Raw genomic sequence first — 25,599 nt, forward strand, 5'->3', positions numbered from 1 at the left:
CCTTCCCGCGTTCGACGTCAGGCGGGTGCCGGCGCGTCCCTGTCGGCCGCCAACTTGTCGCACATCAGATCCGCCAGGCCACGAACGGTGGTGTTGATTTCGGTGGCGGAAATGCGGATCCCGGTTTCGGCTTCCACCCGCGCACGCAGTTCCTGGCTGCTCAGTGAGTCCAGGCCGTACTCGCTGAGCAGCCGGTCGGTGTCGATGGTGCGGCGTAGGATTAGGCCGACCTGCTTGGAGAGTAGCCGCCGCAGCCGGTCTGGCCATTCCTCGCGGGGCAGGTCCACCAGCTCGGCAAGGAATTTGCTTGTGCCTGAACGGTTTTGCCCCAGGGATTGGAACTTCTCCGCGAATGGGCTGTGCTGGGCGAAGGCTGTCAGCCAGGGTGATCCGATCACCGGGGCGTAGCCGCTGTAGGCGCGGTTGTGGCGCAGCAGGGTCTCGAAGGCGTAGGCGCCTTCCTCGGGGGCGATGGCGTCGCCGGTTTGTTCGGCAAAGGCGATCGCGCGGCCGATCTGGCCCCAGGCGCCCCAGGCGATGGAGGTGGCTGGTAGGTCTTGGGCTCGCCGCCAGTGGGTGAAGGTGTCCAGCCAGCTGTTGGCCGCGGCGTAGGCGCCCTGACCCGGCGAGCCCACCAGGGCGGCCGCTGAGGAGAATGAGCAGAACCAGTCCAGCGGCTGGTCCGCGGTGGCCCGGTGCAGTTGCCAGGCGCCATATGCCTTGGGCGCCCAGTCGCGTTCGATGAGTTCGTCGGTGATGTTGGCCAAGGTGGCGTCCTCGACCACCGCGGCCGCGTGCAGCACGCCGCGCAGCGGCAAACCCGTCGCGGTGGCCGCCGTGACCAACCGGTCGGCGGTGTCCGGCTGGGCGATATCGCCGCACTCCACCACTACGTCAGACCCGATCGCGCGGACGAGTTCGATGGTCTCCAACGCCTTTTGGCTGGGCTGTGAGCGCGAGCTGAGCACGATGCGGCCGGCCCCGGCGTTGGCCATCTTCTCGGCCAGGAATAAGCCCAGCCCACCCAGGCCACCGGTGATGATGTAGGACCCGTCTGAACGGAAAACCCGAGCCTGTTCGGGGGGAAGCACCACGCTGCTGCGCCCGGCGTGGGGGACGTCGAGGATGAGCTTGCCGGTGTGCTCGGCCGCGCCCATCACCCGGATCGCGGTGGCCGCCTCGGCCAGCGGGTAATGGGTGCTCTGCGGCATCGGCAGCACACCCTCGACGGTCAACCGATACACCGTGCTCAACAGTTCGCGGACCGCAGCCGGATGGCTCACCGACATCAACCCCAGGTCTAGACCGTAGAACGCCAGATTGCGCCGGAATGGCAAGAGTTCCAGTCGGGTATTGGAGTAGATGTCGCGTTTGCCGATTTCGATGAAGCGGCCGCCCAGGGCCAGTAGTTTGAGGCCGGCCAACTGTGCGGCACCGGTCACGGAGTTGAGCACGATGTCCACGCCGTAGCCGGCGGTGTCGCGGCGGATCTGCTCGGCGAACTCGACGCTGCGCGAGTCATAGACGTGTTCGATGCCCATGTCGCGCAGCAGGTCTCGACGCTTTTCGTTGCCTGCGGTGGCGTAGATCTGGGCTCCGGCCGCACGCGCGATCGCGATTGCGGCCTGGCCCACTCCGCCGGTGGCGGAGTGGATGAGCACCTTGTCGCCGGCCTTGATCCGCGCCAGGTCCTGCAGCCCGTACCACGCGGTGGCGCTGGCGGTGGTCACTGCCGCGGCTTGGGCGTCGGTCAGCCCCTCGGGCAGTCTGGTGGCCAGGCGGGCGTCGCAGGTGACGAACGTGGCCCAGCAGCCGTTGGGTGACATGCCGCCGACCCGGTCACCGACCTTGAGTTCGCTGACCCCGGGCCCGACCGCGCTCACCACCCCGGCGAAATCGGTGCCCAGCTGCGGCTGTCGCCCGTCGAGGGTTTGGTAGCGGCCGAAGGTGACCAGCACGTCGGCGAAGTTGATGCTGGACGCGGTGACGGCGACCTCGATCTCTCCCGGGCCCGGCGGGACCCGGTCGAACGCGGCGAACTCCAAGGTTTGCAGGTCACCGGGAGTACGGATCTGTAGGCGCATGCCGGCCTCGGCGTGGTCGACGACGGTGGTTTGCCGCTCCTCGGGGCGCAGCGGGGCTGGGCACAACCGGGCGGTGTACCACTGGTCGTTGCGCCAGGCGGTCTCATCCTCGCCGCTGGCCGCCAGCAGCTGACGCGCCACCGACTCCGCGCCGGTCTGCTCATCCACATCGACATAGCTGGCCTTCAAATGCGGATGCTCAGCACCAATCACCCGCAACAACCCCCGCATCCCACCCTGCTCAAGATTGGGTCGGTCACCAGACAACACCGCCTGAGCATTGTGGGTCAGCACATACAACCGCGGCTCTTGGGCCGTGATCTCTGGAATCTCGCGGGCGATACGCACCACATGTTTGACAAGCTCGCCGCCGCGCACGGGGGATTCCGCGTCGGGGTCGCCGGTCTGCGGCGCGGTCAACACGAATACGCCGGTGAACCCGCCGGTGCCGAGCTGGTCGCGCAGCCGCGCGGCCTGGGCTGCGTGGTCGGCGCGCTGCGGCCAGGACATCGTTGTGCACTGCGCGTCGTGCACCTTCAGCGCGTCGGTCAACTGTGCGGCCACCAAATCCGTAGCGTCACACGTGCTGATCAGCAGCCAGGCGCCGGGTTCGGCGTGGCTGTTTTCGGGCAGCTCACGTTCGTGCCATTCGATGCTCAGCAGCCGCTCACCCAAAACCCGGGCACGTTCGCTGGCCTGCGACGCGCCGGTACCCAACTGCAGCCCACGCACCGCCAACACCACCGCGCCGTGCTCGTCCAACACGTCCAGGTCGGCTTCCACGCCCACACCGCACGCGGTCACCGTCGTGCAGCAGTACCGGGCATGACGGGCCGACCCATAGGACCGCAACCGCCGCACACCCAACGGCAGCAACAAACCACCGTCGGCCATACCCTGGACGGCGGGATGAGCCGCCACCGACTGGAAGCACGCATCCAGCAGCACGGGATGCACGCCGTAAGCTTTGACCTGCGAGCGAAGCGGGCCCGGTAGGTTGACCTCGGCCAGCACCGTGTCGCCGGCCCCTTCGGCGATGTACGCGTCAACCAGACCCGCAAAAGCCGGCCCTAAGCGATGACCACGCTTGTCCAGCCATTGCCGAACCTCGGCGCCGTCCACCTTGTGGGGATGGCTGGCCAGCAGTTCGGCGATGTTTTTCTGGGGTGGCTGGTCCGGGGCGTCGTCGGCTTCCCGGACAACGTGCAGAACCGCGGCGAGTTGCCGTGTGTACCTACCATCATGGCTGGTCTCTACTGTGAGTGGGACAACGCCGGGGGCTTCTACCGTGGCGGTGACGCCGATGGGGGTTTCGTCGTCGAGCAGCAACATCTGCTCGAATCGGATGTCGCGGACTTCGGAGGCTTCGCCGAGGACGGCGCGGGCTGCGGCCAACGCCATCTCGCAGTAGGCGGCTCCCGGAAGGGCGGCCGCGCCGTGGATTTGGTGATCGGCCAGCCAGGGTTGTGTCACGGTGCCGACCTCGCCCTGCCAGACGTGGCGTTCCGGCTCCTCGGGCAGGCGCACGTGGGAGCCCAGCAATGGGTGTACGGCGACGGTATTGGCGTGGGCGATGCGACGGGTCGTGTCGTCGAGCAGCAGACGACGGTGGTTCCATGTGGGCAGTGGTGCGTTGATCAGTCGGCCGGTGGGGTAGAGCACGGCGAAGTCGACGGCGGCGCCGGCGGCGTAGAGGTCGCCGGCCAGTGCGCGCAGCCCGTGGGGCAGTGGTTGTTCGCGGCGCATGCCGGCCAGCGCAGCCGCGGACATGTCGAGGCTGCGGGCGGTCTGGTCGACCGCGTGGGTCAGCAGGGGGTGGGGGGTCAGCTCGGTGAAGACCCGGTAGCCGTCTTCGAGGGCGGCTTGCACCGCCGCGGCGAAGCGTACGGTGTGGCGCAGGTTGTCCACCCAGTAGTAGGCGTCGCAGTAGGGCTCCTCGCGCGGGTCGAACGAGGTCGCCGAGTAGTAGGGGATTTCCGGTTGCAGCGGGCTGATTTCGGCGAGCGCTTCGGCCAGTTCGTCGAGGATCGGGTCGACCTGCGGGGAGTGCGATGCTACGTCGACGGCCACCTCACGGGCCAGCACGTCGCGTTGCTCCCAGGCGGCCACCAGGTCGCGTACCGTCTGGGTGGCCCCGCCGATCACGGTGGACTGCGGGGAGGCCACCACCGCGACCACGGCGTCGTTGACGCCGCGCGCCATCAACTCCGAAAGCACTTGTTGAGCAGGCAGTTCCACCGATGCCATGGCGCCGGCGCCGGCGATACGGGTCATCAGCGCCGACCGCCGGCAGATGACGCGCACTCCGTCTTCGAGGCAGAGCGCGCCGGCGACCACCGCGGCCGCGGACTCGCCCAGCGAGTGGCCGATGACCGCGCCGGGCGCTACGCCGTAGGACTTCATTGTGGCCGCCAGCGCGACCTGCATGGCAAACAGGGTCGGTTGCACCCGGTCGATGCCGGTCACGACCTCGGGGGCGGTCATGGCTTCGGTCACCGAGAAGCCGGATTCCGCGGCGATCAGTGGTTCGATCGCGGCGATGGTGGCGGCGAATACCGGTTCGGTGGCCAGCAGGTCGGCGCCCATGCCCGCCCATTGCGAGCCTTGCCCGGAGAACACCCAGACCGGTCCGCGGTCGTCTTGGCCGACCGCGGGTGGGTAGGGGGGTTCGCCGGTGGCGACTTCCCGCAGCGCCTCGGTCAGCTCCGCGGTGGTGGCGGCCAGTACGGCGGTGCGCACCGGCCGGTGTCCGCGCCGGCGGGCCAGGGTGTAGGCCAGATCCGCCGGCGCCAGCTCGGGTCCTTGGGCGTCGACCCAATCGGCCAGCCGCGCGGCGGTCTGCCGCAGCGCGTCCTGCGAGCTGGCCGACAGCGCGAACAGCAGCGCGCCGTCGATACCGGGTGTGGCCGGGGTGTCGCCTGGTGCACCGGATTCGGGGGCTGGCACCGGTGCCTGCTCGACAATGGCGTGCACATTGGTGCCCGTCATGCCATACGACGACACCGCCGCGCGCCGGGGCGTTTCTTGATCGGCGCCGGGCCACGGCGTAATCTCTTGCGGCACAAACAGGTTGGTTTCGATTGCGGCAAGCTTGTCAGGCAGGGCCGTGAAGTGCAGATTCTGTGGGACCACGCCGTGTTGGAGGGCCAGGACCGCCTTCATCAGTCCCAGCGCTCCAGCGGCCGACTGGGTGTGGCCGAAATTGGTCTTCACCGATGCCAGCGCGCAGGGGCCGTCGTTGCCGTATACCTCGGCCAGGCTGGCGTATTCGATGGGGTCACCCACCGGGGTGCCCGGGCCGTGCGCCTCGACCATGCCCACCGTAGCCGGGTCCACACCGGCCACATCCAACGCCTCCCGATACGCCGCGACCTGCGCGGACCGTGATGGTGTCGCGATATTGACGGTGTGGCCGTCTTGGTTGGCGGCCGTGCCACGAATTACGGCCAGGATCCGGTCCCCATCGGCCAGCGCATCCGGCAACCGCTTGAGCGCCAACATGACACAACCCTCACCGGAGACGAAACCGTCCGCGGAAACGTCGAACGCATGACAGCGCCCGGTCGCAGACAACATGCCCAACGCCGAGCCCGAGGCGAACCGCCGCGGTTCGAGCATCACGTAGACACCGCCGGCTAGCGCAATGTCGCTTTCGCCGTCGTGCAGGCTACGACAAGCCAGGTGGATAGCGGTGAGGCCAGACGAGCATGCGGTATCTACCGTGATCGCGGGACCCTGCAAGCCCATGGCGTACGCCACCCGCCCGGATGCGAAGCAGGCATTGGTGCCCGTGTTGCCGTACGGCCCTTCGAAAGTCTGGTTGTCGGCGTGTACCAATATGTAGTCGGTATGAACCAACCCCACGAAAACCCCTGTCCGCGAGGCCATCTGGTTCGGTGTTAGGCCGCCGTGCTCCATGGCTTCCCAGGAGGTTTCCAGCAACAAGCGGTGCTGCGGATCGATCGCTATCGCTTCTTTCTCCCCGATCCCGAAGAACTCGGGATCAAAGTCGCCGACGTTATCGAGGTACGCGCCCCATTTGCAGTCGGTGCGTCCGGGCACGCCGGGTTCGGGGTCGTAGTACTCGTCGATGTCCCAGCGGTCGGCGGGGATCTCGGTGACCAGATCGTCGCCCCGCAGCAACGCCTCCCACAACCGATCGGGTGAGTCGATGCCCCCCGGCAGCCGGCACCCCATACCAATGACAGCTACCGGCGTAACACGTGTCCTATCCACGGTCTTTGTTCTCTCCTTACCCACGGTTCAAGCTTTTGCCAGCGGCGTATCGTCGAACTTCGGTCCGGGTTGATAGAACCGCAGCACCAAACGCACCCACCGACCCCCACGCTTCACGCCAACCCTTTAGTTCATTGGCGTGAACAGCAGCGTAGCCGGTTGCCCCGATATATGTGGAAAAATCGTTCGGACGTACAAAAAAAGTTCCTGACGCTGGCGTCAACTCGAAACTGCCTCGGAAGTCATGATTGATTCATCAGTCAATATTAAAGTCGCAGCTCACAACTATAATACGCCGGTGCAGCGGACAATTGCGGAAGCGCCGGACGCCTCGCGGTCCGATGTCGCCTTTCCCTGCCTCGTCGTCAATATCTGATGGTGGACGACCGCCCGTGCCGGACCGGCTTAGGTAGCCAGCCGGGCTTCGCGCCACGCAATTTGCCTAGTCGTGAAAGACGGATTGCCGAAGTGTCGAAGGCAACCCGAACTCCGATGTTCAGGTTATGCCAATTGGTGCCCGGAAATCCCCGAAATCGAAAATGTTACGTGCAGGTTTCACTGGACGGATCAAGGCCGTCGTCGCTGAAGCTGGGCGGCTGGGGCGACATCGCGCGATCCGCCCTCGGCGATGCGCACGTACGCCGATTGCATCGTCTCTGGATGCCGCGCGATCGAGCCCTGCGCGATCGGACTACTGGGGGACAACGCGGTGACGGTGCTCTCCTCGTGAAACTTGTTGACCCACATGCACGCTTGCGCGCCGATCCAGCCATCGCCGAATACTCTGGCATTCATCCGGTCCAGTTGTATTGCGATGACCGCAGACAGCAGAAGCGCGCCGGCCGGCATCGAGGCACGACGGGAACGGAAGCCGCCACCTAGAGGATCCAACGAGCATCTATGCTTTTCCCTTCCCACGGCCGCGCGTGAGGCATCCTCGCTGTGCAGCACCGCCAGGTCAGGGATCAACGCGCCGACTATTTCTCCGTCGATGTGGCTGGACTGCACCTGCTCCGTCTCTCTTTGCTGCCACCAGCGCCAGGTTGGTTGTGGAAGCTGAGTCACCGTCGGGCGAAACCGTCAGCGTTGACGAAGCGTTAGAGGTAGTGTGCTGCCGTGGTCGCGTCTTCGATTCCCACCGCGCTGCGCGAGCGCGCCAGTGTGCACCCCAATGGTGCGGCCATCACCTACATCGATTACGAGCAGGACTGGGCCGGTGTTGCCGAAACCCTGACCTGGTCTCAGTTGTATCGGCGAATGCTCAATGTCGCCGAGCCGCTCCGGCATGTGGGGGCGACCGGTGATCGGGCAGTGATACTGGCACCGCAGGGAATCGAATACGTCGTTGGATTTCTCGGCGCGTTGCAGGCCGGACGTATCGCGGTTCCGCTGCCGGTTCCACATGCCGGCGCCCACGATGAGCGTACGATTTCGGTGCTAAGCGACACTTCGCCCGCTGTCATTCTGACGACGTCGGGGGCCGTTGACGATGTCAGAGAATGCGCTCAGCCACAGCCAGGCCAGTCCGCACCATCAATCGTTGAGCTTGATTTGCTGGACTTAGATTCTCGGCAGCGCTCCCGCAGCCCTGGCGCGCGCCCAACCGGCAGGGATACGCCGGAAACCGCGTATTTGCAATATACTTCGGGATCCACCCGTACGCCGGCCGGTGTCATGGTCTCGAACAAAAATGTCTTCGCCAATTTCGAGCAGATCGTGGCCGACTTCTTTGCGCCCGAGGGGGGCGTCGTCCCGCCGGACCTCACTGTGGTGTCTTGGCTGCCGCTGTACCACGACATGGGTCTTCTATTAGGCGCGATCATGCCGATCCTGGCGGGTGTACCCACCGTGTTGACGAGTCCGGTGGGGTTCCTTCAGCGGCCGGCTCGATGGATACAACTGCTGGCACGTAACGGTCGCACGATTTCGGCAGGACCGAATTTCGCTTTCGAATTGGCGGTGCGTAAGACGTCAGACGACGACATGGACGGACTTGACCTCGCCGGCGTGCACACCATCCTCAACGGCAGCGAGCGAGTACACCCGGCGACCCTCAAACGATTTGCTGAACGGTTCGGCCGCTTTAATTTTGCCGCCGCGGCGCTGCGGCCCGCGTATGGCATGGCGGAAGCAACGGTGTACATAGCGACCCGTAATGTGAACGAACCACCAGAAATCGTCGACTTCGAATCCGAGAAACTGCCTGCGGGCCAAGCGATCCGGTGCCCGAGCGGAAGCGGCACACCGCTGGTCAGCTACGGCGTCCCACGGTCACAGCTAGTGCGCATCGTTGATCCAGACACGTGTATCGAGTGTCCGCAGGGATCGGTCGGTGAGATCTGGGTGCAAGGTGGCAACGTTGCGTCCGGCTATTGGCACAAACCCGAGGAGAGCAAGCGCACGTTTGGCGCCAGGATTGTCACCCCTTCGGCGGGCACACCCGAAGCGCCTTGGCTGCGAACCGGGGATTCGGGTTTCGTCTCCGGCGGCGAGCTGTTCATCATCGGCCGCATCAAGGACCTCTTGATTGTGTATGGGCGCAACCACGCTCCCGACGACATCGAGGCGACCATCCAGGAGATAACCTCCGGCCGCTGTGCGGCGATCGCGGTCCCCGACCACGGCACCGAAAAGCTGGTCGCGATTATCGAACTCAAGAAACGGGGAGACTCCGACGAGGATGTGGCGGACCGGCTGCGCATCGTCAAGCGTGACGTCGCCGCGGCGATATTTGATTCGCACGGTCTGAGCGTGGCCGATCTCGTTCTGGTGTCGCCCGGGTCGATTCCCATCACCACCAGCGGCAAGATCAGGCGGGCACAGTGCGTCCAGCTTTACCGACGGCGTGAGTTCACCCGGTTAGACGCTTGACTGCATCGTTGGAGCTTGTTTTCCATTGTGCTACAACCGGTTTGCTGTCTCTGTGGCCCAGTGTTAGTGGGCCGCTCGGCATTGACTGAGCACGACACGATTCCTAGTGTGCTGGTATGTCGGACGGCGCGGTGGTACGGGCATTGGTATTGGAGGCGCCGCGCAGGCTGGTCGTGCGCCAGTACCGGCTGCCGCGCATCGGCGATGATGACGCACTAGTGCGAGTAGAGGCCTGCGGGCTGTGCGGCACCGATCACGAGCAATACACGGGCGAGCTGGCCGGTGGGTTTGCCTTCGTACCTGGCCACGAGACGGTCGGGACGATTGCGGCCATCGGTCCGCGGGCGGAGCAGCGGTGGGGCGTGTCGGCCGGCGACCGAGTAGCCGTCGAGGTATTCCAGTCGTGTCGGCAGTGCGCTAACTGTCGTGGCGGCGAGTACCGGCGTTGTGTACGGCATGGCCTCGCTGACATGTACGGGTTCATCCCGGTTGACCGAGAGCCTGGCCTGTGGGGCGGTTACGCCGAATATCAGTACCTGGCGCCGGATTCGATGGTGTTGCGGGTGGCCGGTGACCTCAGCCCGGAAGTGGCCACCTTGTTCAACCCGCTGGGGGCGGGAATACGTTGGGGAGTAACGATTCCCGAAACCAAACCGGGCGACGTCGTGGCGGTGCTGGGTCCAGGAATCCGGGGGCTGTGCGCCGCCGCGGCGGCAAAAGGGGCCGGTGCCGGGTTCGTGATGGTGACCGGGTTGGGACCCCGTGACGCCGACCGGTTGGCGCTGGCGGCACAGTTCGGAGCCGACCTCGCCGTCGATGTTGCGATCGATGACCCGGTCGCCGCCCTGACCGAACAGACCGGTGGGCTGGCAGACGTCGTTGTCGACGTGACCGCCAAGGCGCCAGCGGCATTCGCACAGGCGATAGCGCTAGCCCGGCCCGCCGGGACCGTTGTTGTCGCCGGCACCCGGGGCGTGGGCAGCGGGGCACCGGGATTTTCGCCCGACGTCGTTGTGTTCAAGGAGCTGCGTGTGCTTGGCGCCCTCGGCGTAGACGCCACCGCCTACCGGGCCGCGCTTGATCTGTTGGTGTCCGGTCGATACCCCTTCGCAAGCCTGCCTCGCCGCTGCGTGCGGCTCGAAGGCGCCGAGGATCTGCTGGCTACCATGGCCGGTGAACGCGACGGTGTCCCGCCTATCCACGGAGTGCTCACACCATGACAACATCCCGCGTGCCCCTGTTGCCGGTCGACGAGGCCAAAGCTGCTGCCGACGAAGCGGGCGTGCCCGACTACATGGCTGAGCTCAGCATCTTCCAAGTGTTGCTGAATCATCCGCGACTAGCGCGGACCTTCAACGACCTGCTCGCCACCATGCTGTGGCACGGGACCCTGGACTCACGGTTGCGTGAGTTGGTGATCATGCGGATTGGTTGGCTCACCGACTGTGACTACGAATGGACCCAACACTGGCGGGTTGCTTCAGGGCTTGGCGTGTCGGCCGACGATCTGCTCGGTGTACGGGATTGGCAAGGGTACAACGGGTTCGGGCCCGCTGAGCAGGCCGTCCTGGCGGCCACCGATGACGTGGTGCGCGAGGGCGCGGTGAGTGCGCAGAGCTGGTCGGCTTGCGAGCGGGAATTACATTGCGACAAAGTGGTTCTCATCGAACTCGTTACGGTGATAAGCGCATGGCGAATGGTCGCTTCGATCCTGCACAGCCTCGAGGTCCCACTGGAAGACGGCGTTTCCAGCTGGCCGCCCGACGGCCTTTCGCCAAGGTGACTGCGCCGAGCGTGTAACCATGGCGAGATTCCGCCGGCGATTTTTCCGCCCTGAGTGCACGTTCGGCGCAGAAGCACTAGACGATCCGGTAGGTCTGCACAGCGTGAGCGACGATGTTCCCGTCGGGATCGGTTGCGGTGATCTCGGTAAAGGTGAGTTCCTTGCGGCGTCGGGCAGTGCGCGCATGACAGAGCAAGTCACACCGCTTGGCGGCGCCGGTGTACTGGATGCTCATCGCGACCGTGGCGGCGCGGGTGCCCCTGTCGAAGTCGTGGTTCGACCAAGCGGCGGCGGCACCGGCGGTGTCCATCACCGACGCGATCACCCCACCGTGAAAGTAGGTGCCGTCATTGGTGAGGTCGGTGCGAAACGGGAGTCGGATCACGACGTCGTCGGGTTCGTAGCGTTCGAACACGATGCCGAGCCCGCCGATGAACGGCGTCCTCGGCATCAGCTCACGCACCGCCTGGCGACGTTTGTGCTGCTCTTGGGCGGTCAACGGGTCGGACATGGCAGGTAATCTACCCTATTAGATTGACATATCAATCAATAACTCTTAGCGTCGTCGCAATGCGGACCAGAGTCGCCGAGCTGCTCGGTGCTGAGTTTCCAATATGCGCGTTCAGCCACTGCCGGGATGTGGTGGCGGCGGTGTCCAATGCGGGCGGGTTCGGGATCCTCGGTGCCGTCGCACATAGCCCCAAACGGCTGGAGAGCGAGCTGACCTGGATCGAGGAGCACACGGGTGGCAAGCCGTACGGAGTCGACGTGCTGCTGCCGCCCAAATACATCGGCGCCGAGCAAGGCGGTATCGATGCCCAGCAGGCCCGGGAGCTCATACCCGAAGGGCATCGCACCTTCGTCGACGACTTGCTGGTTCGCTATGGCATCCCCGCGGTCACCGACCGGCAGCGTTCGTCCTCGGCCGGTGGGCTGCACATCTCGCCCAAGGGTTATCAGCCGTTGCTGGATGTGGCCTTCGCCCATGACATCCGGTTGATCGCCAGCGCGCTCGGGCCGCCGCCACCGGATCTCGTGGAGCGCGCCCACAACCATGACGTGCTGGTTGCCGCCCTAGCCGGCACGGCGCAGCACGCGCGGCGACACGCGGCTGCGGGTGTTGACCTGATCGTCGCGCAGGGCACCGAGGCCGGAGGCCACACCGGCGAGGTGGCGACCATGGTTCTGGTTCCCGAAGTCGTCGATGCGGTGTCGCCAACGCCGGTGCTGGCCGCGGGCGGGATCGCCCGTGGCCGCCAGATCGCTGCGGCGTTGGCCCTGGGGGCGGAAGGCGTCTGGTGCGGGTCGGTCTGGTTGACCACCGAAGAAGCCGAAACGCCCCCGGTGGTCAAGGACAAGTTTCTGGCCGCAACATCCTCGGACACGGTGCGGTCCCGGTCGCTAACCGGCAAGCCGGCGCGCATGCTGCGCACGGCCTGGACCGACGAATGGGATCGGCCTGACAGCCCCGACCCGCTTGGCATGCCGCTGCAGAGCGCGCTGGTCAGCGACCCGCAGTTGCGCATCAACCAGGCCGCCGGCCAGCCCGGGGCCAAGGCTCGTGAGCTGGCGACCTACTTCGTCGGACAGGTCGTCGGCTCACTCGACCGGGTGCGGTCGGCCCGCTCGGTGGTGCTTGACATGGTCGAGGAGTTCATCGACACCGTCGGGCAACTGCAGGGGTTGGTGCAAAGGTGAGCCGCGCTAGCGCGCGGCGGCGCCGAGCGGTCAGCGATGAGGACAAGTCGCAACGGCGCGACGAGATCTTGGCCGCGGCCAAAATAGTGTTTGCTCACAAGGGTTTTCATGCCACCACCGTCGCAGACATCGCCAAGCAGGCCGGCCTGGCGTACGGGCTGATCTACTGGTACTTCGACTCCAAGGACGACTTGTTCCACGCCTTGATGGCCGGTGAAGAGGAGGCGCTGCGCGCGCATGTCGCGGCCGAACTGGCCCGCGTTGGCGGGTCTACCGAGGCGCCGCTTCGGGCCCTGTTACAGGCCGCGGTACAGGCCACGTTCGAGTTCTTCGAAACCGACAAGGCTACCGTCAAACTACTGTTCCGTGACGCTTACGCGCTTGGGGGCCGATTCGAAGAGCATCTCGGCGGAATCTACGAGCGGTTCATCGACGACATCGAAGCCGTCGTTGTTGCCGCTCAACGGCGCGGTGAGGTTGTCGAGGCCCCGTCCCGGATGGCCGCGTACACGTTGGCGGCGCTGGTGGGGCAGTTGGCACACCGACGGCTGAATACCGACGATAACGTCACCGCCGCCCAGGTAGCCGACTTCGTGGTGTCGCTGGTGCTAGACGGGCTGCGTCCGCGTGCACTGGCGGTCGGGGCCCGCGGTGGTCGGGCCGCCCGAACCTGAGCAAAGGCTGCCAAATACATGGTGAACGCGTAAGGATTCGCGACACCCGCCCGGATCACGTTGACCGAGACGGGTAGGTCGTGCATGATCGGTCCGGTAAGCACCTCGTTAGGTGAGGCGGCTACACGAACATAGGCCACTGACCCCGAACGTCGAGAGACGCCCCGGGTCAGGACAGCTCTTCCCGGCTTAAGGGTTGAGCCCAGGTGGCTTCCGGCTTACCGGACACGTCGTGTGGTGCCGAAGCTCTGACGAGAGGGGTGCGGATTTCCGGCAGTTGCCGGCATCTCTGTACTCCTGTGACGCGCTTTATCGTGCGGACAACCGTACGTGTCGTGGCCGTGAGGAGGTGAGGGACGCATGAGTTCCGGTGACAGTCCGGACCGATATCCGGGCTCTGTTTCGTCCCGATCCGGTTTCCGGCGCGACGTTTTGCGCTGAGTCGTCAAACCAAGATCAGCCTTCTTGGATCGGAACCGCTACGGGACGGGACCAACTCGGTTCAGTCCATATGTGCTCGTTTTGATTTCCGTCCTCGCTTGCAACTCCGTCTAGGAGGCGATCATGACCGCTGCTCTGCACAATGACGTAGTAACCGTAGCTTCGGCCCCCAAGCTGCGGGTGGTGCGGGATGTGCCCCCGGCCCCCGCGTCCAAGAAGGTTGCTCGCCGGCTCGACGCGCAGCCTTTCGGCACCGGAGGGGACCCGCTGGTCGACGGGGCAGCTCGTTTGCTGAGCATTCCGCTGCGCCACCTCTACGCCGCGTTGTGGCGCGTCGGGCTGCTCGAGGTCCAGGCCTAGTCCGATGGGCAGGCAGCCGACCTTGCGCCGCGATGTGGATTTGCGGCGCTGGGCGACAATCCCCGTAGAATCAGGGGAACGGCATCGATCCGGCGATCACCGGGGAGCCTTCGGAAGAACGGCCGGTTAGGCCCAGTAGAACCGAACGGGTTGGCCCGTCACAGCCTCAAGTCGAGCGGCCGCGCATCGGCGTGGCAAGCGGGGTGGTACCGCGGCGTTCGCGCACCGGCGTGGCGTCGTCCCCGAGCCTGGATTGCAGGCACGCAGTGCCGAACGGTGCTGGGGCCTGGGGAGACGACGCGCAAAGTGACCGATAACGCATATCCAAAGCTGGCCGGCGGGGCACCCGACCTCCCGGCACTCGAACTCGAGGTCCTCGACTACTGGTCCCGTGACGACACCTTCCGGGCCAGCATTGCTCGCCGCGATGGCGCCCCCGAGTATGTGTTCTATGACGGGCCGCCGTTTGCCAACGGTCTGCCGCATTATGGGCACCTGCTCACCGGCTACGTCAAAGACATCGTGCCGCGATATCGCACTATGCGCGGTTACAAGGTGGAGCGTCGCTTCGGCTGGGACACTCACGGGCTGCCCGCCGAACTCGAAGTCGAGCGCCAGCTTGGCATCACTGACAAATCCCAGATCGAGGCCATGGGTATCGCCGCCTTCAACGATGCCTGCCGCGCATCCGTGTTGCGCTACACCGACGAGTGGCAGGCGTATGTAACTCGGCAAGCTCGCTGGGTCGACTTCGACAACGATTACAAGACGCTCGATCTGGCTTACATGGAGTCGGTGATTTGGGCCTTCAAACAGTTGTGGGACAAGGGCCTGGCCTACGAGGGCTACCGGGTGCTGCCGTACTGCTGGCGCGACGAAACTCCGCTGTCGAATCACGAACTGCGGATGGACGACGACGTCTACCAAAGCCGCCAAGATCCCGCGGTAACGGTGGGCTTCAAGGTGGTGGGTGGCCAACCAGACAACGGGCTAGACGGTGCCTACTTGCTGGTGTGGACGACGACTCCGTGGACCCTGCCGTCGAACCTCGCAGTTGCGGTAAGCCCGGACATCACCTACGTACAGGTCCAGGCGGGCGATCGCCGTTTCGTACTGGCCGAGGCACGGCTGGCCGCTTACGCCCGCGAACTCGGTGAAGAGCCCGTGGTGCTCGGCACCTATCGCGGCGCCGAACTGCTGGGCACCCGCTACCTGCCGCCGTTTGCCTATTTCATGGACTGGCCCAACGCTTTTCAGGTGCTAGCAGGCGACTTTGTAACGACCGACGATGGCACCGGCATCGTGCATATGGCACCGGCCTATGGTGAGGACGACATGGTGGTCGCGGAGGCGGTCGGTATCGCGCCGGTGACTCCGGTCGACTCCAAGGGACGCTTCGACGTCACCGTTGCCGATTACCAAGGGCAGCATGTCTTTGACGCCAACGCGCAGATCGTCCGGGACCTGAAGACCCAAAGCGGCCCGGCTGCGGTGAATGGCCCAGTGTTGATTCGTCACGAAACCTACGAGCACCCTTACCCACACTGCTGGCGATGCCGTAACCCGCTGATCTACCGGTCGGTGTCGTCGTGGTTCGTCAGGGTGACGGACTTCCGAGACCGCATGGTGGAGCTAAACCAGCAGATCACGTGGTATCCCGAACACGTCAAGGACGGCCAGTTCGGCAAGTGGCTGCAGGGCGCCCGCGATTGGTCGATCTCCCGGAATCGCTACTGGGGTACCCCGATTCCGGTATGGAAGTCCGACGACCCGGCCTACCCGCGCATCGATGTCTACGGCAGCCTCGACGAGCTGGAGCGCGACTTCGGCGTACGCCCGGCCAATTTGCACCGGCCCTACATCGACGAGCTCACCCGTCCCAACCCAGACGATCCGACTGGCCGTAGCACGATGCGACGCATTCCCGATGTGCTCGACGTGTGGTTCGACTCGGGATCCATGCCGTATGCCCAGGTGCACTACCCGTTCGAGAACCTGGATTGGTTCCAGGGACACTACCCCGGCGACTTCATCGTCGAGTACATCGGGCAGACCCGTGGCTGGTTTTACACACTGCATGTGTTGGCGACCGCGCTCTTTGACCGGCCGGCATTCAAAACCTGTGTGGCGCATGGGATTGTCCTTGGTTTCGATGGCCAGAAGATGAGCAAGTCGCTGCGCAACTATCCAGACGTAACAGAGGTGTTCGATCGCGACGGCTCCGACGCCATGCGGTGGTTCCTGATGGCATCGCCGATTCTGCGCGGCGGCAACCTGATCGTCACTGAGCAAGGAATTCGCGACGGTGTGCGACAAGTCCTGCTGCCCCTGTGGAACACCTACAGCTTCCTGGCGCTGTATGCACCGAAAGTCGGTACCTGGCGCGTCGATTCGGTGCACGTGCTGGATCGCTATATCCTGGCCAAGCTGGCGGTGCTGCGCGACGACCTCAGCGAGTCGATGGAAGTTTACGATATTCCCGGTGCCTGTGAACATTTGCGTCAGTTCACTGAGGCGTTGACTAATTGGTATGTGCGACGGTCGCGTTCGCGGTTCTGGGCAGAAGACGCCGATGCCATCGACACGCTACACACCGTGTTGGAGGTGACCACGAGGCTGGCCGCCCCGCTGCTTCCGCTGATCACCGAGATAATCTGGCGTGGTCTGACACGCGAGCGATCGGTGCACCTGACGGACTGGCCAGCGCCCGACCTGCTGCCGTCGGATGCCGACCTGGTCGCCGCGATGGACCAGGTCCGCGACGTGTGCTCGGCGGCATCCTCGCTGCGCAAGGCCAAGAAGCTACGGGTGCGCCTGCCGCTACCGAAACTCATTGTGGCAGTTGAGAATCCGCAACTTCTGAGGCCGTTCGTCGACCTCATTGGCGACGAGCTTAACGTGAAGCAGGTCGAACTGACCGATGCCATCGACACCTATGGCCGATTCGAGCTCACGGTCAACGCCCGGGTAGCCGGACCACGGCTGGGCAAAGATGTGCAGGCCGCCATCAAGGCGGTCAAGGCCGGCGACGGCGTCATAAACCCGGACGGCACCTTGTTGGCGGGCCCCGCGGTGCTGACGCCCGACGAGTACAACTCCCGGCTGGTGGCCGCCGACCCGGAGTCCACCGCGGCGTTGCCCGACGGCGCCGGGCTGGTCGTTCTGGATGGCACCGTCACTGCCGAACTCGAAGCCGAGGGCTGGGCCAAAGATCGCATCCGCGAACTGCAAGAGCTGCGTAAGTCGACCGGGCTGGACGTTTCCGACCGCATCCGGGTGGTGATGTCGGTGCCTGCGGAACGCGAAGACTGGGCGCGCACCCATCGCGACCTCATTGCCGGAGAAATCTTGGCTACCGACTTCGAATTCGCCGACCTCGCCGATGGTGTGGCCATCGGCGACGGCGTGCGGGTAAGCATCGAAAAGACCTGAGGTCGACTGGGCGACGAGCGTAACGTCACGGCTGAAAATCCGTGCCCGACTTCGCCGTGGCGTTACGCTCGCGGCGCGGGGACCCGATCTCTAGGGCGTTGTCGCCCAGATCCACGTCGGCCAAGGCCGATGGCAGCGGCTGAGGTTGATCGCCATAGCGAAAACTAGCTCGGTAGCCCCAAATAGCATCACGGGTGTGGAGTCCCGCTGGGTGCTGCACCTGGACATGGATGCGTTTTTCGCCTCGGTCGAACAGCTCACCCGGCCGACCCTGCGGGGGCGGCCGGTGCTGGTTGGCGGGCTGGGTGGGCGAGGTGTGGTGGCCGGCGCGAGCTATGAAGCGCGGGCCTACGGTGCCCGATCGGCCATGCCGATGCATCAGGCCCGCAGGCTGATCGGGGTGACGGCCGTGGTGTTGCCGCCACGCGGGGTGGTGTACGGGATCGCCAGCCGCCGGGTATTCGACACCGTGCGCGGCCTGGTGCCCGTCGTCGAACAGCTTTCTTTCGATGAAGCGTTCGCCGAACCGCCCCAACTCGCCGGGGCAGTGGCCGAGGACGTCGAGACGTTCTGCGAACGGTTGCGGCGACGGGTGCGCGACGAGACCGGCCTGATTGCCTCGGTCGGAGCGGGCTCGGGCAAGCAGATCGCCAAGATTGCTTCTGGTCTGGCCAAACCCGACGGCATTCGGGTAGTCCGGCACGCTGAAGAGCAAGCGCTTCTCAGCGGATTGCCGGTACGACGGCTGTGGGGCATCGGCCCGGTCGCCGAGGAAAAGCTGCATCGGCTCGGCATCGAGACGATCGGGCAGCTGGCCGCGCTGAGCGATGCCGAGGCGGCCAACATCCTAGGCGCGACGATTGGGCCCGCGCTGCACCGGCTGGCCCGTGGCATCGACGACCGCCCAGTGGTGGAGCGCGCCGAAGCCAAGCAAATCAGCGCCGAGTCCACGTTCGCCGTCGATCTGACCACCATGGAGCAATTGCACGAGGCGATCGACTCCATCGCTGAGCACGCGCACCAACGCCTGCTGCGCGACGGCCGCGGCGCCCGCACCATCACGGTGAAGCTAAAGAAATCCGACATGAGCACGCTAACCCGCTCGGCGACGATGCCCTACCCGACGACCGACGCCGGCGCGCTGTTTACGGTGGCCCGCCGGCTGCTGCCGGATCCACTGCAAATCGGGCCAATTCGTCTTCTGGGTGTTGGGTTTTCGGGTTTGAGCGACATTCGCCAGGAGTCGTTGTTTGCCGACTCGGACTTGACGCAGGAAACGGCGGCAGCGCATTACGTCGAAACACCGGGAGCGGTCGTGCCGGCCGCGCACGACGCCACGATGTGGCGGGTCGGCGATGACGTCGCCCACCCTGAGCTTGGGCACGGCTGGGTGCAGGGAGCGGGCCACGGCGTGGTCACCGTGCGGTTCGAAACGCGTGGTTCAGGCCCGGGCTCGGCGCGGACGTTCCCCGTCGACACCGGCGACATCAGCAACGCCAGCCCGCTTGACAGCTTGGACTGGCCGGACTACATCGGCCAGCTATCGGTCGAGGGGTCCGCCGGCGCCTCAGCCCCAACGGTCGATGACGTCGGCGACCGGTGAGTTGGCCGCCAGCGCGGCCATTAGCAGCACCCGGGCCTGGGACGGCGGCAGTCGCGGTACCATCACCGCGCCAGCCTCCACCAGGTCGTGCCCGGGACCATAGCCTGCGCCGACCCGCGCGCCGGCGACCCGGGTAGACACCGCGATCACCACCGGATCGCTCCCGTCTCGACAGTGGCGACGGACTCCCTCGATCACGGCGGCCCCGGCATTGCCCGAGCCCAGCGCCTCCAGCACCACGGCGCGCGCGCCGGCTGCCACACAGGCGTCCATCGCCACCGCGTCACTTCCCGGATAGACGGCGACGATGTCGACTCGTGGCGCCACGGCAGCGCCCAGATCGCCGAGATAGGGCCGCGTCTTGGTGCGCGTCAGCCGCACCCCGCCCGACGTGAAGCCAAGCGACTCGCCGGCGAATCCGCACAGGTCCGGGTTGGCCACCTTGTGCAGGCCCAAAGGCTGTAACACCCGGCCGCCGAAACTCACCAGCACCCCGAGGTCGCGGGCGGCTGGGTCGGCGGCGACCGCAAGCGCGTCGCGCAGATTGGCCGGGCCATCGGCGCCGGGGGCATCGGCGCTGAGCATGGCCCCGGTCAACACGACCGGGCGGCTACCCGCATAGGTGAGGTCCAGCCACAGAGCGGTCTCTTCGAGCGTATCGGTGCCGTGAGTGATGACCACCCCATCTGCGCCGCCGCGGAATGCCTCCTGCACTGCAGCGCCTATCCGGTCCCAATCGGCCGGCGTCAACTTTGAGCTGTCCAGCGCCATGAGGTCGACTACTTCGATGTCGGAGTCCATGTCGAGACCGGCGATCAGCGTCGCCCCGCAATGGGTTGGCCGTAGCACCCCATCGGGGCCGGCGGTGGTCGAGATTGTCCCTCCAGTAGTGATGACGGTGAGGCGGGCCATGATGGGATCATTGCGCACGTGGTTTGCTCCCATCCGGCCGCGGGGTCTGGGCGGGCCATATCGGCCCTAGGGGATGATGATGGTGTGCCTGACGAACCAACAGGATCGGCTGATCCGCTGACCTCGACCGAGGAAGCCGGGGGGGCGGGGGAACCTAACGCTCCCGCGCCGCCGCGACGGCTGCGCATGCTGCTGTCGGTCGCTGTGGTGGTGCTCACACTCGACATTGTCACCAAGGTGGTAGCTGTCCAACTGTTGCCGCCCGGCCAGCCGGTGTCGATTATCGGCGACACGGTGACCTGGACTCTGGTGCGTAATTCTGGGGCGGCCTTCTCGATGGCGACCGGATACACCTGGGTTTTGACGCTGATTGCGACGGGTGTCGTGGTCGGAATTTTCTGGATGGGGCGGCGGCTGGTATCGCCGTGGTGGGCGCTGGGTCTTGGGATGATCCTGGGCGGTGCCATGGGCAACCTGGTTGATCGCTTCTTTCGGGCACCGGGGCCGCTGCGCGGGCACGTCGTCGATTTCTTGTCGGTCGGCTGGTGGCCGGTGTTCAATGTCGCCGATCCGTCGGTAGTCGGTGGCGCCATCCTGCTGGTCATCCTGTCGATCTTTGGCTTTGACTTCGACACCGTAGGTCGGCGACACGCCGACGGGGACACCGTAGGTCGGCGCAAAGCCGATGGCTGACCGCTCAATGCCCGTTCCGGATGGATTGGCGGGAATGCGTGTTGACACCGGACTGGCCCGCTTGCTGGGACTGTCTCGGACCGCTGCGGCTGCCCTCGCCGAAGAGGGCGCGGTCGAGCTGAATGGCGTGCCGGCCGGAAAGTCCGATCGGCTCGTCTCCGGCGCCTTGCTGCAGGTGCGGTTGCCCGAGGCGCCCGCGCCGCTGCAGAACACCCCCATCGATATCGAGGGCATGACGATTCTGTATTCCGACGACGACATCGTTGCGGTCGACAAACCGGCTGCAGTTGCCGCGCATGCGTCGGTCGGCTGGACCGGACCGACGGTGCTCGGCGGACTCGCCGCCGCCGGGTACCGGATCACCACATCCGGGGTGCACGAGCGGCAGGGCATCGTGCATCGCCTCGACGTCGGGACCTCCGGGGTGATGGTAGTGGCGATCTCCGAGCGGGCGTACACCGTGCTGAAGCGGGCGTTCAAATACCGCACGGTGGACAAGCGGTACCACGCGCTGGTTCAAGGACATCCAGATCCGTCCAGCGGAACGATCGACGCGCCGATCGGTCGTCATCGCGGCCATGAATGGAAGTTCGCGATCACCAAGAATGGCCGGCACAGCCTTACGCACTACGACACGCTGGAAGCGTTCGTGGCAGCCAGCCTGCTCGACGTGCATCTGGAAACTGGCCGCACCCACCAGATCCGGGTGCACTTCGCCGCGTTGCATCACCCATGTTGCGGCGACCTCGTTTACGGAGCTGATCCCAAGCTAGCGAAGAGGCTCGGGTTGGACCGTCAATGGCTGCACGCGCGTTCACTGGCGTTCGCTCATCCGGCCGACGGCCGGCGGGTGGAGATCGTCAGCCCGTATCCGGCCGATCTGCAGCACGCGCTAAAGATATTGCGTGGCGAGGGTTGACCGGCATCACGAGGTGCGGCAGACGAACGTGGCGCCATGGAAATCGAGGCGCACCTCGCCCTGGTGTTCCCAGTATTCAATGCCTTGGCGACCATACCGGGCGCCACTGCCGGACAGTTCGACGAACACGATCACTTGGTCGCCTTTCCAGTTGAGCACGGCCGTCTTCGGGTCGAATTGGTTGTAGAACTGTGCGGTCAATGGGCCGTCCTGCGTGGGACACCGGTAGGTGAGGACGGGTGGAGTCGCGGTGGCGGGATCGGCGATTGCCAATTGGACCAGCCGGGTCTGGTAGGCCTCCTGCACACAGGTACGCGGGTCGGTGTCTTGCGCACAAGCATCACGCAGCATCGTCCAGCTGCTTTGTGCGGCTTCCAGCGCCGCCGAGCGTCGATGGGCCAGCGCCTGTTGATAGGCGGTCGAAAGCCGGTGGTCCAGACTGGTCAACTGCCGGTCGTGGCAAACCAGTTGCTGCACTATGGTTGCCGGTTTGGTGCAGTCGAGCGACTGCCCGGCGGTCGGCGAGGTTGTGTTAGCCGGAGGGTTTGCGGCGCAGGCGCTCAGAACCAGGGCGGTCACCAGGACGCCGATCCATCTCATGGAAACGGACTACCCGGCTACCGACGCGGTGTCCAGCGCGACACGCCACAGGGCTCAGACTGGTGCCGTGGTGCTCTCGCCCGATGTGACGTCGACCGCCAGCGGCGCGATGACGCCGAGGATTTCCGTGATCGTTTCGGAGGGCACGCCGGCTGCGGTCAGCGCGTCGGCCAAGTGTCCGGCGACCAGGCTGAAGTGGTGCATGGTAATTCCGCGCCCCTGATGGACTTGCTTCATCGGCGCACCGGTATAGGGCTCGGGCCCGCCAAGCGCGGCCGCGAAAAACTCCACCTGCTTGCCCTTGAGGCGGCTCATGTTCGTACCGCTGAAGAAGGCCGATAGTTGGTCATCGGCAAGCACACGAACATAGAAGTCCTCGACGACGACTTCGATGGCCTCATGCCCGCCGATCTTGTCGTAGATGCTGATCGGCTCACGTTTGCGCAAGCGTGACAGTAGTCCCATCGTGCCAGGGGACCATGCCGGCGTTGCCTGCCGGTTAGGTCGCGATCACGCTCGGATTATCAGCTGTAACAAGCTGATTGCCGCCAACGTCGCACAGATCCCGTCGCAAACAGATCCTTGGTCGCCGCACCGGCCGGTAGTGGACTCCATTCATCAGCTCATGTGCTAGTAGGTTGGCTTCATGACCCGTGTCCATCACCCCACGCCGCCATCAGGAGCTACCCACGATGAATCTTGGTGACTTAACGAACTTCGTCGAGAAGCCGCTCGCGGCGGTGTCCAACATCGTCAACACCCCGAACTCGGCCGGGCGATATCGGCCCTTCTACTTGCGCAACTTGCTCGATGCGGTGCAGGGCCGCAACCTCAATGATGCTGTCAAGGGCAAGGTTGTCCTCATCACTGGTGGGTCATCAGGCATCGGTGCGGCGGCCGCGAAGAAAATTGCCGAGGCCGGCGGCACGGTGGTGTTGGTCGCACGCACCCTGGAAAACCTCGAGAACGTCGCCAACGACATACGGGCGATCCGAGGCAACGGTGGGACCGCCCACGTCTACCCGTGCGATCTATCCGACATGGATGCGATTGCCGTGATGGCCGACCAGGTGCTCGGCGACCTCGGCGGCGTCGACATCTTGATCAACAACGCGGGCCGGTCAATTCGGCGCTCGTTGGAGTTGTCCTATGACCGGATCCACGATTACCAGCGAACGATGCAGCTCAACTACCTCGGCGCGGTCCAGCTGATCCTGAAGTTCATCCCCGGAATGCGAGAACGCCACTTCGGGCATATCGTCAACGTTTCCTCAGTCGGCGTGCAGACCCGCGCGCCGCGCTTCGGCGCTTACATCGCCAGCAAGGCCGCGCTGGACAGCCTGTGTGATGCGTTGCAAGCCGAGACCGTGCACGACAACGTCCGATTCACCACCGTGCACATGGCATTGGTAAGGACTCCAATGATCAGCCCGACCACGATCTACGACAAGTTTCCCACGCTGACGCCGGATCAGGCGGCCGGTGTGATCACCGATGCCATCGTGCATCGGCCCCGGCGAGCCAGCTCACCGTTCGGACAGTTCGCCGCCGTTGCCGACGCCGTCAACCCCGCGGTGATGGACCGGGTACGTAACCGTGCCTTCAACATGTTCGGCGACTCGTCCGCAGCCAAGGGAAGTGAATCCCAAACCGACACATCAGAACTCGACAAGCGAAGCGAGACGTTTGTGCGGGCCACCCGAGGGATCCATTGGTGACACCATGAGCCTTCCGAAACCGAACAATCAGACCACCGTTGTGATCACCGGCGCCTCCTCCGGCATCGGTGTCGAATTGGCTCGTGGCTTGGCCGGCCGCGGCTTCCCACTGATGCTAGTGGCGCGGCGCCGCGAGCGCCTCGACGAACTGGCCGATCAGCTGCGCCAGGAACACTGCGTCGGGGTGGAGGTCTTGCCGCTCGACCTTGCCGATACGCAAGCGAGGGCACAGCTGGCTGATCGCTTGCGTAGTGATGCGATTGCCGGGCTGTGCAACAGCGCAGGTTTCGGCACCAGTGGGCGTTTTTGGGAGTTGCCGTTCGCACGCGAAAGCGAGGAAGTCGTCCTCAATGCTCTGGCGTTAATGGAACTCACCCATGCCGCACTGCCAGGCATGGTCAAGCGCGGCGCCGGTGCGGTGCTCAACATCGCCTCGATCGCGGGTTTCCAGCCGATTCCCTATATGGCCGTGTATTCGGCTACCAAAGCCTTTGTGCTGACGTTCTCTGAAGCCGTGCAGGAGGAGCTGCACGGAACGGGCGTGTCGGTGACTGCCCTGTGCCCAGGCCCGGTACCCACCGAGTGGGCCGAGATCGCCAGCGCCGAGCGGTTCAGCATTCCCCTCGCCCAAGTTTCGCCGCACGACGTCGCCGAAGCCGCCATCGCCGGGATGCTCTCCGGTAAGCGCACCGTCGTGCCGGGCATAGTGCCAAAGTTCGTCAGCACCAGCGGCAGATTCGCTCCGCGCAGCCTGCTGCTGCCCGCGATCCGGATCGGCAACCGGCTGCGCGGCGGGCCCAGCCGCTGATGTGAGGGGCGTTCCGGCCTGGTGCCGAACGGAGTGCTGGGCCTGGGCAATCCCAGCCGGCTAGCCGCGTTGTATGGGTTGCAGCTGGCGCACGAGTCGCAGTGCTGCCAGATGCACAATTTGCCCTCTGCAGCGCGACAAGTCACTGTTGCGTGTCGCGAGGAGGTGGGCATAACGACCATCCTTGCCGGCAGAGACGAATGCGGCGTGTGTGACAAGACAGCTGGGTTGGATGGCGCCGCTCCTTAGCGGGCCATAGCGCACGGCCCGCTTCGTCGCCGGCGCTAGTCTCATGCGATGGCCTCTGTTGAGCTGTCCGCTGACGTCCCCATCAGCCCGCAGGACACGTGGGACCACGTTTCGGAGCTGTCAGAGTTGGGGGAGTGGCTCGTCATCCATGAGGGGTGGCGCAGCGAGTTGCCTGATCAACTGGGCGAAGGCGTCCAGATCGTGGGTGTCGCGCGGGCCATGGGCATGCGCAACCGGGTTACGTGGCGGGTGACCAAGTGGGACCCGCCACATGAGGTCGCGATGACAGGATCCGGGAAGGGTGGAACAAAGTACGGAGTCACCCTCACCGTGCGACCCACAAAAGGCGGGTCGGCGCTGGGGCTGCGTCTCGAGCTGGGCGGGCGTGCGCTGTTCGGCCCGCTGGGTTCGGCGGCGGCTCGCGCCGTCAAGGGCGACGTCGAGAAGTCGCTTAAGCAGTTCGCCGAGCTATACGGCTAGCCGCTAGAAGACACACTTTGCGACACGCCCGAACGGTG

The 25,599-nt window shown here is 65.2% G+C and carries 20 protein-coding genes; 14 read left to right on the forward strand and 6 right to left on the reverse strand.

All coding sequences use genetic code 11. From position 1 onward, the window contains the following. Window positions 1–17 precede the first annotated feature (17 nt). Both pks5 and papA4 read right to left on the reverse strand, forming a co-directional pair. Complete coding sequence (gene pks5 / locus Rv1527c) at window positions 18–6,344, reverse strand: polyketide synthase (RefSeq protein ID NP_216043.1); 6,327 nt, start codon at window positions 6,342–6,344, stop codon at window positions 18–20. Window positions 6,345–6,887: 543 nt separating this feature from the next. Continuing rightward, window positions 6,888–7,385 carry a polyketide synthase associated protein PapA gene (gene papA4, locus Rv1528c; RefSeq protein NP_216044.1) on the reverse strand — a complete coding sequence of 166 codons (498 nt, stop codon included), beginning with the start codon at window positions 7,383–7,385 and terminating at the stop codon, window positions 6,888–6,890. 51 nt (window positions 7,386–7,436) lie between these two features. On the opposite strand from papA4, the gene fadD24 reads away from it, so the two are divergent. From fadD24 to Rv1531, 3 genes are all read left to right on the forward strand, one after another. Beyond that, window positions 7,437–9,191: a fatty-acid--CoA ligase FadD24 gene (gene fadD24 / locus Rv1529; protein NP_216045.1), complete on the forward strand. Its 1,755-nt coding sequence runs from the start codon at window positions 7,437–7,439 to the stop codon at window positions 9,189–9,191. Window positions 9,192–9,307: 116 nt separating this feature from the next. Beyond that, the gene (gene adh, locus Rv1530; protein ID NP_216046.1) at window positions 9,308–10,411 is read left to right on the forward strand and encodes an alcohol dehydrogenase; all 1,104 of its coding nucleotides are present in this window, start codon (window positions 9,308–9,310) and stop codon (window positions 10,409–10,411) included. Continuing rightward, complete coding sequence (locus Rv1531; RefSeq protein ID NP_216047.1) at window positions 10,408–10,974, forward strand: hypothetical protein; 567 nt, start codon at window positions 10,408–10,410, stop codon at window positions 10,972–10,974. Before adh ends, Rv1531 begins: the two co-directional genes overlap by 4 nt. A 76-nt stretch (window positions 10,975–11,050) precedes the next feature. On the opposite strand, the gene Rv1532c is transcribed toward Rv1531, so the two are convergent. Next, window positions 11,051–11,485, reverse strand: a complete 435-nt coding sequence (locus Rv1532c) for a hypothetical protein (protein NP_216048.1) — start codon at window positions 11,483–11,485, stop codon at window positions 11,051–11,053. Between the two features lie 59 nt (window positions 11,486–11,544). Here Rv1532c and Rv1533 point away from each other — a divergent pair, with 59 nt between their 5' ends. From Rv1533 to dinX, 5 genes are all read left to right on the forward strand, one after another. Next, window positions 11,545–12,672, forward strand: coding sequence for a monooxygenase (locus tag Rv1533; protein NP_216049.1), 1,128 nt, complete (start codon window positions 11,545–11,547; stop codon window positions 12,670–12,672). After that, window positions 12,669–13,346, forward strand: coding sequence for a transcriptional regulator (locus tag Rv1534; protein ID NP_216050.1), 678 nt, complete (start codon window positions 12,669–12,671; stop codon window positions 13,344–13,346). Before Rv1533 ends, Rv1534 begins: the two co-directional genes overlap by 4 nt. Before the next feature lie 564 nt (window positions 13,347–13,910). Further along, window positions 13,911–14,147: a hypothetical protein gene (locus Rv1535; protein NP_216051.1), complete on the forward strand. Its 237-nt coding sequence runs from the start codon at window positions 13,911–13,913 to the stop codon at window positions 14,145–14,147. 306 nt (window positions 14,148–14,453) lie between these two features. Then, on the forward strand, window positions 14,454–17,579 hold the full coding sequence (gene ileS / locus Rv1536) for an isoleucine--tRNA ligase (protein ID NP_216052.1): 3,126 nt from the start codon (window positions 14,454–14,456) through the stop codon (window positions 17,577–17,579). Between the two features lie 211 nt (window positions 17,580–17,790). Further along, window positions 17,791–19,182 carry a DNA polymerase IV gene (gene dinX / locus Rv1537; RefSeq protein ID NP_216053.3) on the forward strand — a complete coding sequence of 464 codons (1,392 nt, stop codon included), beginning with the start codon at window positions 17,791–17,793 and terminating at the stop codon, window positions 19,180–19,182. On the opposite strand, the gene ansA is transcribed toward dinX, so the two are convergent. After that, entirely contained in the window at window positions 19,147–20,127 is a 981-nt protein-coding gene (ansA, locus tag Rv1538c; protein NP_216054.1) for an L-aparaginase, read from the reverse strand. The genes dinX and ansA overlap by 36 nt on opposite strands. Window positions 20,128–20,178: 51 nt before the next feature. On the opposite strand from ansA, the gene lspA reads away from it, so the two are divergent. Next, the gene (gene lspA, locus Rv1539; RefSeq protein ID NP_216055.1) at window positions 20,179–20,787 is read left to right on the forward strand and encodes a lipoprotein signal peptidase; all 609 of its coding nucleotides are present in this window, start codon (window positions 20,179–20,181) and stop codon (window positions 20,785–20,787) included. Next, on the forward strand, window positions 20,780–21,706 hold the full coding sequence (locus Rv1540) for an RNA pseudouridine synthase (RefSeq protein NP_216056.1): 927 nt from the start codon (window positions 20,780–20,782) through the stop codon (window positions 21,704–21,706). The genes lspA and Rv1540 overlap by 8 nt, the downstream gene beginning before the upstream one ends. A gap of 6 nt (window positions 21,707–21,712) precedes the next feature. Here Rv1540 and lprI read toward each other — a convergent pair whose 3' ends face one another. Both lprI and glbN read right to left on the reverse strand, forming a co-directional pair. Further along, window positions 21,713–22,306, reverse strand: coding sequence for a lipoprotein LprI (lprI, locus tag Rv1541c; protein ID NP_216057.1), 594 nt, complete (start codon window positions 22,304–22,306; stop codon window positions 21,713–21,715). 54 nt (window positions 22,307–22,360) lie between these two features. Further along, window positions 22,361–22,771: a hemoglobin GlbN gene (gene glbN / locus Rv1542c; RefSeq protein ID NP_216058.1), complete on the reverse strand. Its 411-nt coding sequence runs from the start codon at window positions 22,769–22,771 to the stop codon at window positions 22,361–22,363. Window positions 22,772–22,998: 227 nt separating this feature from the next. On the opposite strand from glbN, the gene Rv1543 reads away from it, so the two are divergent. Genes Rv1543 through Rv1546 form a run of 4 tightly spaced genes read left to right on the forward strand, consistent with a single transcriptional unit; the run spans window position 22,999 to window position 25,561 of the window. After that, window positions 22,999–24,024 carry an oxidoreductase gene (locus Rv1543; RefSeq protein NP_216059.1) on the forward strand — a complete coding sequence of 342 codons (1,026 nt, stop codon included), beginning with the start codon at window positions 22,999–23,001 and terminating at the stop codon, window positions 24,022–24,024. 4 nt (window positions 24,025–24,028) lie between these two features. Next, the gene (locus Rv1544) at window positions 24,029–24,832 is read left to right on the forward strand and encodes a ketoacyl reductase (RefSeq protein ID NP_216060.1); all 804 of its coding nucleotides are present in this window, start codon (window positions 24,029–24,031) and stop codon (window positions 24,830–24,832) included. A gap of 21 nt (window positions 24,833–24,853) precedes the next feature. Continuing rightward, window positions 24,854–25,081, forward strand: a complete 228-nt coding sequence (locus tag Rv1545) for a hypothetical protein (protein NP_216061.1) — start codon at window positions 24,854–24,856, stop codon at window positions 25,079–25,081. A gap of 48 nt (window positions 25,082–25,129) precedes the next feature. Beyond that, window positions 25,130–25,561 (forward strand): hypothetical protein, encoded by a 432-nt coding sequence (locus Rv1546; RefSeq protein NP_216062.1) that lies wholly within the window; start codon window positions 25,130–25,132, stop codon window positions 25,559–25,561. The last annotated feature ends 38 nt before the right edge of the window (window positions 25,562–25,599 follow it).

Origin of the sequence: Mycobacterium tuberculosis H37Rv, assembly GCF_000195955.2 — a bacterium.
Taxonomy (GTDB): Bacteria; Actinomycetota; Actinomycetes; order Mycobacteriales; family Mycobacteriaceae; genus Mycobacterium; species Mycobacterium tuberculosis.